This window comes from Pseudomonas sp. Z1-14, from assembly GCF_051132005.1.
Taxonomy (GTDB): Bacteria; Pseudomonadota; Gammaproteobacteria; order Pseudomonadales; family Pseudomonadaceae; genus Aquipseudomonas.
The window spans coordinates 3,508,027-3,519,323 of the sequence record NZ_CP071646.1 but is presented as its reverse complement, the minus strand read 5'-3'; the positions used below and the strand labels follow the sequence as shown (position 1 = coordinate 3,519,323).

Annotated in this window: 11 protein-coding genes; 1 reads left to right on the top strand and 10 read right to left on the bottom strand. The window is 55.8% G+C overall.

All coding sequences use genetic code 11. The features are described from left to right. Nucleotides 1–26: 26 nt before the first annotated feature. Complete coding sequence (locus tag J3P89_RS15655) at nucleotides 27–860, top strand: substrate-binding periplasmic protein (RefSeq protein WP_434694779.1); 834 nt, start codon at nucleotides 27–29, stop codon at nucleotides 858–860. A 341-nt stretch (nucleotides 861–1,201) separates the two neighbouring features. Here the strand turns inward: J3P89_RS15655 and J3P89_RS15650 are convergent, their stop codons facing one another. The 10 genes from J3P89_RS15650 to J3P89_RS15605 all read right to left on the bottom strand — a co-directional run bounded on the left by J3P89_RS15650 (nucleotide 1,202) and on the right by J3P89_RS15605 (nucleotide 11,283). Beyond that, entirely contained in the window at nucleotides 1,202–1,909 is a 708-nt protein-coding gene (locus J3P89_RS15650) for a GntR family transcriptional regulator (protein ID WP_434694778.1), read from the bottom strand. Between the two features lie 313 nt (nucleotides 1,910–2,222). Further along, nucleotides 2,223–3,251: a proline racemase family protein gene (locus tag J3P89_RS15645; protein ID WP_434694777.1), complete on the bottom strand. Its 1,029-nt coding sequence runs from the start codon at nucleotides 3,249–3,251 to the stop codon at nucleotides 2,223–2,225. A 9-nt stretch (nucleotides 3,252–3,260) separates the two neighbouring features. Then, the gene (locus tag J3P89_RS15640; protein ID WP_434694776.1) at nucleotides 3,261–4,742 is read right to left on the bottom strand and encodes an aldehyde dehydrogenase family protein; all 1,482 of its coding nucleotides are present in this window, start codon (nucleotides 4,740–4,742) and stop codon (nucleotides 3,261–3,263) included. Further along, nucleotides 4,739–6,019, bottom strand: coding sequence for an NAD(P)/FAD-dependent oxidoreductase (locus J3P89_RS15635; RefSeq protein ID WP_434694775.1), 1,281 nt, complete (start codon nucleotides 6,017–6,019; stop codon nucleotides 4,739–4,741). Before J3P89_RS15635 ends, J3P89_RS15640 begins: the two co-directional genes overlap by 4 nt. 106 nt (nucleotides 6,020–6,125) lie before the next feature. Further along, nucleotides 6,126–7,001, bottom strand: a complete 876-nt coding sequence (dapA, locus tag J3P89_RS15630) for a 4-hydroxy-tetrahydrodipicolinate synthase (protein ID WP_434694774.1) — start codon at nucleotides 6,999–7,001, stop codon at nucleotides 6,126–6,128. 34 nt (nucleotides 7,002–7,035) lie between these two features. After that, nucleotides 7,036–7,701 (bottom strand): amino acid ABC transporter permease, encoded by a 666-nt coding sequence (locus J3P89_RS15625; protein WP_434694773.1) that lies wholly within the window; start codon nucleotides 7,699–7,701, stop codon nucleotides 7,036–7,038. A 10-nt stretch (nucleotides 7,702–7,711) separates the two neighbouring features. After that, nucleotides 7,712–8,383 (bottom strand): amino acid ABC transporter permease, encoded by a 672-nt coding sequence (locus J3P89_RS15620; protein ID WP_434694772.1) that lies wholly within the window; start codon nucleotides 8,381–8,383, stop codon nucleotides 7,712–7,714. A gap of 10 nt (nucleotides 8,384–8,393) precedes the next feature. After that, a complete protein-coding gene (locus J3P89_RS15615; RefSeq protein ID WP_434694771.1) occupies nucleotides 8,394–9,215 on the bottom strand; it encodes an amino acid ABC transporter ATP-binding protein in 822 nt (273 codons plus the stop codon). A 55-nt stretch (nucleotides 9,216–9,270) separates the two neighbouring features. After that, on the bottom strand, nucleotides 9,271–10,107 hold the full coding sequence (locus J3P89_RS15610) for a transporter substrate-binding domain-containing protein (protein ID WP_434694770.1): 837 nt from the start codon (nucleotides 10,105–10,107) through the stop codon (nucleotides 9,271–9,273). 255 nt (nucleotides 10,108–10,362) lie between these two features. Next, a complete protein-coding gene (locus J3P89_RS15605) occupies nucleotides 10,363–11,283 on the bottom strand; it encodes a LysR family transcriptional regulator (RefSeq protein WP_434698001.1) in 921 nt (306 codons plus the stop codon). Nucleotides 11,284–11,297: the final 14 nt, after the last annotated feature.

Sequence of the window (11,297 nt, the reverse complement as noted above, 5' to 3'; positions counted from 1 at the left end):
AAACTCTTTTAAAAAGGTACAAAAAAATGGCTCGGTATTTTGCTCGCTCTATTCGCAATGCGGTTGTGCTTTCAGTAACGTGCAGTGCGGTTATGGTTCATTCCTTCAGCAACGCTGCTGAAGAACAGCTATGGAAAAATGTGCAAAGCGCTGGTGTCCTGAGATGTGGTGCTGCGGTCGCTGCACCCTATGTGATGCGGGATCCTATGACCTCGGAATACAGTGGTTTTTTCTCAGACTTGTGCAGGAATTTCGGTGAGAAAATCTTAAAAGTAAAAGTTGAGTTTGTGGACACAAACTGGGACAACTTGATTGCCGGCCTGCAAAGCAAAAAGTGGGATTTGGCAATGGGCCTCAACGAAACGCCAGAAAGAGCTATGGCCATTGCATTTTCCGCTCCCGCTGCAGATGACCAAACGACATTACTTATCAATAAAGACAATCCGAAGTTTGCTGCAGCGGGCAATAGGATTCAGGATTACGATAAAGAGGGTGTTAATATCGTCGTGATGGCGGGGACGTCCCAAGAAAAGGCCATTAGCGCGGTAGTCAAGAAGGCCACGATCTTGCGATTGCCAGGGCTTGACGAAACAAGGCTCGCGGTCATAACCCGACGGGGGGATATTATCGCGGACTCAAGTGACACTAATCGCATGTTTGCAGCCGCTAACAAAGATTGGGCAAGAGAAATTAAGCTTGATCCACCTTTAGCCAAACAAGGCGTTTCATTCGGGTTGCGGCGAGATGTTTCACCTGCGGATCTTCAAGTTCTGAACATTTTTATTACTCAACTCCGTGAAGCTGGTGAAATTGACAAGGCTATTAATGCAGCCACCGTTGCAGAAGTCTCCTCCAAGTAAAAAATCTCAAATGGCCCTCCTAAATGGCGGGCCATTTTGAGAGTTCAAGCGCGCTGCAACTGAGCGCCGAGAGATCAGCCCAAGAATCTGAGTCAACAATGGAATTTTGATCGCCTTGATTAAAGCAACAGAAGAATGTTCAGTACCTATCACTTACTAAGGCAGTTTGCGCGTAATTACAAAAGTCGGCTTTCGCCGGGGCTAGTGTATTTCTAAGGCTTGTTAGGAAGGGTAGGGAAAGGAGTGTCGATGAAGCTGGGGTCATACTCAGCTATCTGCGTGGCTACGTCGATGCCAGAGAGGCTACGATGTTGAGCCACGCTGTGATGATCACCGCTGAATTAGGTTACGGATATGTGAGCGGTGAGGTTCTGCTGCATGTAGTCCAAAAAGCGGCGTTGGAATAGCATGGTATGTTGATGCGCTGCTGCCTCGGCTGCATCGCCATCGCGGGCCGCGATGGCTTGAATAATATCGTCGTGATCGCGACCTAAGCGATTAGCACTCGCTGAACTTACGATATAGTCAAAATGCAGATGTAGCAAACGCTGCCCTTCGCCCAGCAGACGCTCATAATAGTTGATGAAGTACGGATTACGTCCTGCCCGCGCGATGGCCATGTGGAAAGCTTTGTTGAGCTCGGACATGACTTGAAAGTCTCCGCTAGTGACAGCGTTTAAATAAGCCGCATCCGCCTGGCGGATAGCTTCGAGATCTTCTGGGCGATGCTGAGTGGCTGCCAAACGAGTGACGACTCGCTGCATCAGGTCCAAGGCAGCGACATAGTTGGGGAACTCCTCGATCTCAAAAGGCGTAACCAGCGTCGTGCGATTGGGCAGGATGACTACCAGGCCTTCAGTGATGAGCCGTGCCAGTGCGTCGCGAACAGGGGAGCGAGAAAGGCCGAACTGCGCCGCAAGGGATACTTCATCCAATTGCACGCCTGGCTTGAGCTTGAGAGTTAGAATCTGCTTGCGCAACTCTTCGTAGATGTAGCGGCCGCCATGGCGACGAGGGCCGCCTTCAATTTCATTATCAGTTGCCATCATCAGGTCTCGGTTGGTCTGGCCCCTATCATACAGGACAATACTTTTTTATATCGTAATCGTTACCGACCACGTGTCCATTAGACCGAGACACTAGAGGCGCTTCCTTGGATGCCGTTTCCTGGTGTTTAACCCCCATTCAAAGGAGGTGTAACCCCCAGGTTCCGATGTCAACGAAAGCGCATGTCTTAAATTCCTTTCGATGTAACAGGTCACGGTAATTGGCGTTTTTTTCTTTTGCATAGAAGAACCTAAATTCAAACCTGCCCGGAGAAGGGCCGTGCTCAGATTACTTCTGAGCGCGGCCCATTTAAGGTCACTGCTTTAGACCTTCTCCCCAGGTATCGCTCAGCATGAAGCCCGCGGCTAGTGGGTCATCCGGATCCACTCCCAACTGCTGAAGCCCATACAGCCATGCTCGACCGGTGACCCGTGGCAGCACCGCCGCTCGCCCAGCCACCTCAGTAGTCCCGAGTAACTCGACTTGGAATTGTCCGCCAATGGTCGAGCGCGACACCAAGCTATCACCGGCCTGAACAAGGCCACGTGCAGCCAAAGTAGCGAGATTGGCCGAACTACCCGTACCGCAAGGTGAACGGTCCACTCGGCCTGGGGGCAGGGTGGTACACGTCTGATAGGTGCGCTCATCTATTCGGTTACGAAACATCACGTATGCCACTTCGTTGACAGAAGGCAGCAGCGGATGCTGGATATTCAACTGGCGATTGATTACATCCTTGAGTGCTACACCTGTATCAGCCAACGCCCGAGCGTTTTCTGGGGCGATGCTTATCCCGGTCTGATCCACGTCGATCAGCGCGTAGTAAACACCACCAAAAGCCACATCGACCTTAATTTTACCGAAAGCTTCAGTCTCAATAACCAGATCCAGGTGTTCGACAAATGACGGCAACATGTCGAGTGATACGCTCAGGCAACGACCGTCCACGCACTTGGCCCGGGCGGTGACTAGACCTGCCGGGGTGTCCAGCACCACGGTGGTCTCTGGTTCCTGCATCTGCACCATGCCCAGCTCAAGCAGAGCGGTCACGACGCAGATGCAGTTACTGCCTGACATGGGGTGCGCTTTATCCGCTTGAAGCACGATGAAACCAGCATGAGCTTCGGGGCGGGTGGGCGGTAGTAGCAAATTGACCGACATCTGCAGACAGCCGCGGGGCTCCAAAGTCACCAAGCGACGAAGACTGTCGTCGACCTCGTTGATGTAGTTCATCTTGTCTAGCATGGTGGTGCCTGGAATGCCAAGGACGCCACCGGTTATGACCTTGCCGATCTCGCCTTCGCAGTGCACTTCCGCCAGTTGCAGGGTCTGTTTCCAACGCATGGCGCTACCTCACTTAATGTACCAGCCCCAAGGCTGATCGCTGTTATAGGTGGTGATCTGCTTGGTTTCGAGGTAGTTGTTCAGACCCCATTCACCCAGCTCACGACCGATACCGCTTTGCTTGTAACCGCCCCACGGGGCCTCGGTGAAGGTCGGTTGGGAGCAGTTGATCCAGACAATTCCCGCTCGGAACTGACGCGCCACGCGCTCGCATCGCTTCAGGTCCTTGGACATGACTGCGGCACCTAAGCCAAAGCGCGAGTTATTAGCCGATTTTACAGCTTCTTCTTCGGTATCGAAGGGACGGATACAGACCACAGGGCCGAAGATTTCTTCATTCCAGATCCAGCTGTCTTCCGGTACGTCGGCGAACACAGTCGGCTGCAGATAGAAACCTTTGTCCAGATGTGCCGGGCGCTCACCACCCGATACCAGGCGCGCGCCTTCTTCCAGGCCGCGGGAAATGGCTCGCAGAGTTCCGTCGTATTGATTACGGTTGACCAGTGGGCCGAGCAGAACGCCTTCTTCCATACCGTTGCCAATCTTGATCTTGCTTGCTTCTTCCGCCAGGCGAGCCAGTAAAGGTTCATACGCCGAGCGCTCTACCAACACTCGCGATGTTGCAGAGCAGACTTCGCCTTTGTTCCAGAAAATCCCGAACATGATCCACTCGACGGCTGCTTCGAGATCGCTGTCGGCGAAGATGACGAAAGGCGACTTCCCGCCCAATTCCAGGGTGACGTTCTTGATGTCTTGAGCGGCCGCTTGCATGATGCGGCTGCCTACCGGGACGCTGCCGGTGAAGGCCAGTTTGTCCACACCGGGATGCGCGGTTAGAGCTGCGCCAACCGTAGTGCCTGGGCCAGTGACGATGTTCAACACACCGGCTGGCAAGCCGGCCTCATCGGCAATGCGTGCCAACTCTAGCGCGGTCAGCGATGTCTGCTCGGCAGGCTTGAGGATAATGCAGCAGCCTGCCGCCAAGGCTGGCGCGATTTTCCACGAGGCCATCAGCATCGGGTAGTTCCAAGGCACGATGGCCCCAGCTACTCCGATTGGCTCCTTGCGTGCTAGCGAGCTGAAGCGATCGTCGGACAGCGTTACTGGTTTCTCGCGCTTTGCATCCAGCTCCTCGGCCATATTGGCGTAGAAATCGAAGCAACCAGCAGTGTCGCCGATGTCCCACATTGCCTCCGGGAATGGCTTGCCGTTATCGCGTACTTCAATGGTCGCCAACTCTTCTTGACGTGCCCGAATGCCGTCTGCGATCTTGCGCAGGTAGGCGCCACGCTCGGCACCGCTGAGACGCGACCAAGGACCTTCATCGAAGGCTGCGCGTGCTGCTTTGACAGCCAGATCGACATCTTCGGCGCAACCGGATGCAACGTTGGCGATCAGGCTTTCGTCACTGGGGTCGAAGGATTGAAACGAACCACCATTGACTGGGGTGACCCATTGGCCGTTGATATAAAACTGGTCGTAGCGGTTCATGCGTTTCCTCCAAGGACGGCAAAGCGTCGGGCACTGAATGCAGAGAGATTCTGAGTAGGGGTGCGTTGAGCAGCGAGGTCACTTACCAAGCGGCCGGTTGTGGCGCCAAGGGTGAGACCAAGTTGGCCATGACCGAATGCCAGGATGGCGTTCTTCAGTCGTGGTGAGCGGTCGATTACAGGTTTGGTGTCTGGCAGAAACGGGCGATAACCGACCCCAAATTCCATGCCCTGGGTATTCAGTTGCGGCAACACGCGGCGGGCCTTTTCCATGATGATTTCGGCCCGTTTGAAATTCGGTTCGGAATTGGGCGCGGCGAACTCGATGGTGCCGCCAATCTGTAGACCACGGGTCATCGGTGCGAAGCAAAAGCCACCGTCTGCATAGATCACTGAGTGGCGGATCTCTACGCCAGGCTGCGGGAGTACCGCTTGGTAACCGGCAATGCCGGCGAGCGGGATGTTCACGCCGAGCGTGTCGAAGAAGGATCTGGCGCCGGTGCCAGCTGCGACTACCAGCACACTGGCGGGTATCCGGCTGCCATCGTCCAGCGTCACGCCAGTAGCTTGATCGTGGTTCTCATTGATCTTCACCACCAGCTGGCGCAGACGTACACCACCTTGGGCAATAAAGCTTTCAGTTAGAGCGGCGATGAAACCTTCGGTGTCATTCACCGCACGCCAGTCAGGGAACATCAGGCCATGCTGGAATTTTCCGGCTAAGGCCGGCTCCAGATCGCCAATTGCTGCACCGTCCAACTCTTCGGAGCGGAAACCGAGTTGCTTGCGTAACTCCAGATGCGGCCGCTCGTGGGCCAGTCCTGCAGAGGAGTCGAACACCTCCAGGACTGGCCGATCGCCGAGCAAGGTTTTGTCCGGGCAGGCGTCGAGGAGTGGAGCATAGTCTTCATACACATGCTGGGTCAGGCGGGCCATATCCTTCGCGATCTCATTGATCTTCGAAGGGCGTGCACAGGCGAGGAAGCGCATGAACCAAGGCAGGATCCCCGGCAGCGCGCTAGGGCGCAGGGCCAAGGGGCCTTTCTGATCGAGCAACCAGCCTGGGATCTTCATTAAGATGCCGGGCTTGGAGAGAGGGATTACTTCGCTTACTGCCATCTGGCCGCAGCTCCACTTGGCGGTACTGTCACCGGGGGCGGCTGGGTCGATGAGGGTGACCCGGTGGCCGTCGCGCTGCAGGTACAGCGCGCAGCAAACGCCGACGATACCGCCGCCGATGACTACAGCCTGTTGCGATGACGCTTGCGGGTTGTTCATGGATGCAATGCTCAATAAATAGGTCGGCGGGATTAGGAGCAGGTGTGGGAGGGCAGAGTCATAGCGTCGTGCCTCCCACTACAAGGTACTCCGAAGAGCTACCGAGTTAGGCCTGCGAAGATTCAAATACCTTACGGAATTCGGTCTTCTCTTCAACGGTCAGAGGCAGCAGTGGTGCACGAGCGTTGCCGACCTTGAAGCCGGCCAGCTCAGCGCCGTACTTGACCTTTTGCACGAACTTGCCGCTTTCCAGGTTAGCCATGGCCGGGAACAAGCTGCGCATAATCTGCTGGGCGCCGCGGATGTCGCCGCTGGTGAAGGCTTTGTGGAAGGCTACGACCTTCTCCGGGAAGATGTTGGCTGGACCGCAGATCCAGCTATCGGCGCCCCACAGGTAGAAGTCCAGAGCTTGGTCGTCGGAGCCGCAGGAAAGCTGGATGCCTTTGTATTTCTCGGCGATTTCGATGGCTCGCAACAGGTTGCCGCTGCTTTCCTTGATGCCGATGACGCGTGGGTGCTCATGGAGCGCGGCGATCACATCCATGCCCACTTCGACGTTAGTGCGAATTGGGTAGTTGTAGAGCACCACGTTGATCTCGGGGAATGCTTCGAGAATAGTGTTGTAGTGGGCCAGCAGCTCTTCCTGAGACGGCAGGGCGTAATAAGGTGGGGCGATCAACAGGTTGGTGTAGCCTGCGTCGACGGTTTGCTTGATCTGTTCCAACACTTCACGGGTGCAAGAGCCGTTGGCGCCTGCAATCAGGGTGCCGCGATCGCCGACTACTTCTTTGACGGTAGCCAGGACCTGACGGCGCTCATCGTTAGCCAATGCGTAGTATTCACCGGTCGAACCCAGTGGTACGAAACCGCTGACGCCAGCGGCCAGTTGATGTTCCAGGATCGAGGCAAGGGTGTCGTGATCGACTTTGCCAGCGGCGTCAAATGGGGTGACGAGGGCAGGCAGAATACCGTTCAGTTTCATGATGAGTCTCCGGGGTGGTTTGAGATCAGTTAAGTCAGTAGGCGTAGCGGCGCAGTAGGCGCCCTTCGACCACACCGACCAATCGTGTCAGCGGGAAGGCTACGAGGAAGTAGATGACCGCTACCGCCGAGAGGAACTCGACAGGGCGGGCGGTGCTGTTGGAAATGTTTTGGCCCACGAACATTAGGTCCGCGACTCCGACCGAGGAGATCAGTGCGCTCTCTTTGAACAAACTGACTACGTTAGAAAGCAGCGGTGGCACTGCGCGCAGCAGGGCTTGGGGGAAGATCACATAGAGCACCTTGACCTTAGAGGTCAGACCCAAAGCGGTGCAGGCGTCATGTTGCTCGCTGGCGATGGATTTGAGCGCGCCGCGGAAGGTCTCGCTAGTGATCGCACCCATGTAAAGGGTCAGTGCGATCAGCACCGAGGCATACGGCGGGATGTCCAGTCCAAACACCACTGGGAAGCAAAAGAACACCCAGAACAGTTGGATCAGCAGTGGCGTGCCGCGAAAGAACTCCACGTACAAGGTCAGCGGCAGGCGCACCAATGGGGTTTTGACTTGACGCAACATGCTGATTACAAAACCGAGCAGGCTGCCCAGCAGGGCGCAGACACACGTGAACGCGAGAGTCAGGGCCAAGCCTTTAAGCAATACCGGCCAGTAGTTCAGAACAACTGAGAAATCGAGTGGCATGACTATCTCCTCACCGCTGGCCGGCCATTTCCTGGCGCCGTTCGAACCACTGCACCAACTGCCCGATCGGCAGGGACATGGCGAAGTAGATCAGGGCGATCAGGGTGTAAGTTTCCAAGGGGCGGTAAGCCTCAGTGGCCAAGCTCTTGCCCACGTACATCAGGTCGGCGACGGCGACAATTGCCACCAGTGCGCTCTGCTGCAGAGTGCCAATACCGTTGGTAATCAATACTGGAAGGGCAGTTCGTACGGCCTGCGGCAAGATCACGTACAAAGTCCGTTGCCATGACCTCAGACCTAGAGCCTCACAAGCGTCCAAGTGTTCGCGGGGCACTGCTTGAACACCTGCGCGATAAGCTTCAGCGTTGAACGCGGTGAGGTTTAGACCCAGTGCCAAGAAGCCCATGGCAATTGGGTCGATGAACACGTCGAACAGCATCGGCACGCAGTAGAAGAACCAGACGATCTGCAACAGCGCCGGGGTGCAGCGGAAGAACTCGATGAACAGCTGCGCTGGCCAGCGAATGAAGAACCAACGGTTCAAGGTCATAAGGCACAACAGGAAGCCGAGCACCAGACCGATAAGGTTGGACACTAGGGCCAATTGAAGTGTGACCTTGAGCCCGTCTAACAAGGCCGGAAAGCTGCCGCTTAGAAAGTGAAAATCAAATTGGTAGTTCATTGTCTAGCCCTCAATCCAGGTGCAGGACCTTTTCCAGGAACTCGCGGGTACGCGGTTCGCGTGGGCTGGTGAAGAGCTGATCGGGGTGGCCTTGTTCGACCACTTTGCCGTTGGCACAGAACACCACTCGGGTGGCGATGTGGCGGGCGAAGTGCATGTCATGGGTGACGATGATCATCGCCATCTTTTGCTCTGCCAGCTTCAACATCACGTTCTGCACTTCGATGACCATCTCAGGGTCGAGGGCCGAGGTGACTTCATCAAACAACATCAGTCGCGGTTCCAGCATCAAGGCGCGGGCAATTGCAACGCGTTGCTTCTGTCCCCCTGATAGTTGGCTTGGATAGGCGTGCAGTTTGCTTTCCAGACCAAGTCGTGCCAGATAGGCGCGGGCCTTTTCGGTTGCCTCAGCTTTACTCAGCCCATGCACTTTGACCGGGGCGAGGATCAGGTTGCCCAGCACTGAAAGGTGCGGGAACAAGGTGTAATGCTGGAACACCATGCCGATTTGTTTGTGCAGGGTTTCGTCCAGCGGTTTACCCTGTTTGCGGCTTCCGTCGATGTAGGGTTTGCCCTGAAAGTGGATCGTTCCACCCTGAATGCTCTCCAGTCCCATCAGGACCCGCAGCAGCGAGCTTTTTCCGCTGCCGGACGGGCCGATGATCACTAGGCGGTCGTCGGCGCGCATGTCCAGGTTCATCTGGTCCATTACCACCAGTTGCTCACCATAGGACTTACGCACGTCGCGCAGCTGGATGAAATCCCCGCTGTCAGCGGAATTCGGGGTAAGCGAAGCCTGTGACTGGGCTGCTACCAAATAAGGAGTATTCATGACAATCGTCTCCGCAAGGGCTCTCTGAGTAGGAGCCCCTGCATGTCAGCGGGAGTTACCGGGCTTTGTTGCCCGCAATGATCTGGGCGGAAGCTTTATCCACCAACTTGTCGATCTCACCCGCCTCACGGCGCTGAGTCAGGTACGCATCCAGTTGTGCGAGATCTTCAAAGGGTATTTCGCGCGCAAGGGCAAAGGACACACCTTGTTTGGCAAGCGCTGGGACCGGTAATACTTCCTTGGTCCATTCGTTGGCGAGTGCGAACAAGTGGTTGGTGTCGTTGGCGTCAGCGAGCACATCAGCTCGACGCGACATCAAGGCCATACGGGTTTCATCGGAGCCGGGCAAGCGCATGAGGGTTGCGTTCTTGATGGCGCCCGAAACAGCTTTGTCGGCAGCCGTGCCGGAGATCACGGCGATGGTCACGCCAGGCTTGTCATAGTCGGCGAGGTTGCTGCCGGCCCCATTGAATTTCGGGTTCTTCTGATTAGTCAGCAAAGAAATCTGATAGTCGGTAGCCGGCACCGAAAATGCTACGGCCTTGGCTCTCTCCGGCGTCTGGTTCAACGCCATGGCCATATCCCATTTCCCGCTCTGCAGGCCCGCTACCTGGTTATCCCAGCTGGTGTCGATGAACTGTGCCTTAACCTTGAGTACGTTTTCAGCGAAGTCGCGGCACAGATCAACGAAGAAACCACTGTAGTGCCCAGTTGATGGGTCGCGCATCACGTAGGGTGCGGCAACTGCCGCGCCGCAGCGTAATACGCCGGCTTGCTGAACGTTTTGCCAGGTTTGAGTTTCCGCTTGAGCGCAGGGCTGCATGAAAAGGGCTATAGCTGCCGCGAGGCCGGCGACACCACTACAGGCGTTGCGGGAAAGTAAACGAGCCATTTTGAATCTCTCCGTAATTTGTTGTTGTAGGCAGAAGAGCAAGCAAAGAAGAGCAATGATGTTTTTAGGAGTGCCGCCTTGTGTGCAGCAATGTATTCAGGCTATTGCCAGCCTGGCAGTTCTGTCAACACTGCATACAGTTTTTTTTACGAACGGATGTCCGCCCACCCTCCTGTGTGATCAACAGCACATTCAGAGGGCGGAGCAGGGTGGAGGTCAGGAGAGTAGGCGCGCGAAGCAGAGGGGAGGAGGGATCTAGGCTGCGGTGTTGTTGATGTGTAGTTCGTTGAGAAAGCGTTCAAGGATCAGGTTCTGTCGGCGCCCTTTGCGGGTAGCGATAGCCAGCTTTGAGTCAAAATACAATCTGGCAGGATCAAGCGCTGCCATAAGCCCTTTCTCCACCCAAGTTGCGGCGTAGTGATCGGGAAGGAATCCTATGTAGCTTCCCGTCAGGATCAAGAATGCGATGCCCTCTCTGTCGGTCGCGGACGCTGCTACGTTCAGCAGTTGGTGTAGGCCGATGGCTTCCGCAGTCATCCTGTAGGTGGGCACGACGGCGTCAGCAAGCATAAGGTCTTTATCACTCACCTGTTCTGCACTGGAGAACAGGGGGTGTTCATGACTGCAATACAGATTTGATCGTTCCTCGTAGAGCAGACTGTAGTCCAGGCCTGATAGCGGCGTGATCAGTGGTACTGCCCCTACGTGCAGCCGACCGTCCAGTAGTCCGCGCTCGATTTCGCCAGGAGTGCTCATGCTGAGGTTGATGCGGACCCCGGTGCCTTCGGCTCGTACTGCTTTGAGAGCGTGGGTGATGCGCATTTTCGGTTGCGTCACCAAATTGTTGACGATGGCGACGTTGAGGTCTCCGCGTAGGTTCTGGTGCATCTGGTTGACCTCGCTGCGAAACCCCTCAATGGCCGCTAGAACGGTCTCACTTGCTCGCAAGACCTCTCGGCCTTCATCCGTCAGCGCGAATCCGGCGCGCCCGCGCTGGCACAAACGCATGCCAAGGCGTTTCTCCAGATCCCCCATGTGCAGGCTGATGGCGGATCGAGTGATCCCTAGAGCACTTTCTGCCGCAGAGAAGCTCCCGCATTCGGTGACGGTCTTGAACACGCGTAACAACCTCAGATCGAAATCACTGACTTGATGGAGGGGGACTTTTTTCGTCATTGGTGAGTTTTCCG

Excerpts from the sequence above, each read along its gene's own strand:
- J3P89_RS15655 (WP_434694779.1), top strand. The coding sequence starts at position 27 with ATGGCTCGGTATTTTGCTCGCTCTATTCGCAATGCGGTTGTGCTTTCA.
- J3P89_RS15635 (WP_434694775.1), bottom strand. The coding sequence starts at position 6,019 with ATGAACAACCCGCAAGCGTCATCGCAACAGGCTGTAGTCATCGGCGGC.
- J3P89_RS15605 (WP_434698001.1), bottom strand. The coding sequence starts at position 11,283 with ATGACGAAAAAAGTCCCCCTCCATCAAGTCAGTGATTTCGATCTGAGG.
- J3P89_RS15640 (WP_434694776.1), bottom strand. The coding sequence starts at position 4,742 with ATGAACCGCTACGACCAGTTTTATATCAACGGCCAATGGGTCACCCCA.
- J3P89_RS15620 (WP_434694772.1), bottom strand. The coding sequence starts at position 8,383 with ATGAACTACCAATTTGATTTTCACTTTCTAAGCGGCAGCTTTCCGGCC.
- dapA (WP_434694774.1), bottom strand. The coding sequence starts at position 7,001 with ATGAAACTGAACGGTATTCTGCCTGCCCTCGTCACCCCATTTGACGCC.
- J3P89_RS15615 (WP_434694771.1), bottom strand. The coding sequence starts at position 9,215 with ATGAATACTCCTTATTTGGTAGCAGCCCAGTCACAGGCTTCGCTTACC.
- J3P89_RS15625 (WP_434694773.1), bottom strand. The coding sequence starts at position 7,701 with ATGCCACTCGATTTCTCAGTTGTTCTGAACTACTGGCCGGTATTGCTT.
- J3P89_RS15610 (WP_434694770.1), bottom strand. The coding sequence starts at position 10,107 with ATGGCTCGTTTACTTTCCCGCAACGCCTGTAGTGGTGTCGCCGGCCTC.
- J3P89_RS15645 (WP_434694777.1), bottom strand. The coding sequence starts at position 3,251 with ATGCGTTGGAAACAGACCCTGCAACTGGCGGAAGTGCACTGCGAAGGC.
- J3P89_RS15650 (WP_434694778.1), bottom strand. The coding sequence starts at position 1,909 with ATGATGGCAACTGATAATGAAATTGAAGGCGGCCCTCGTCGCCATGGC.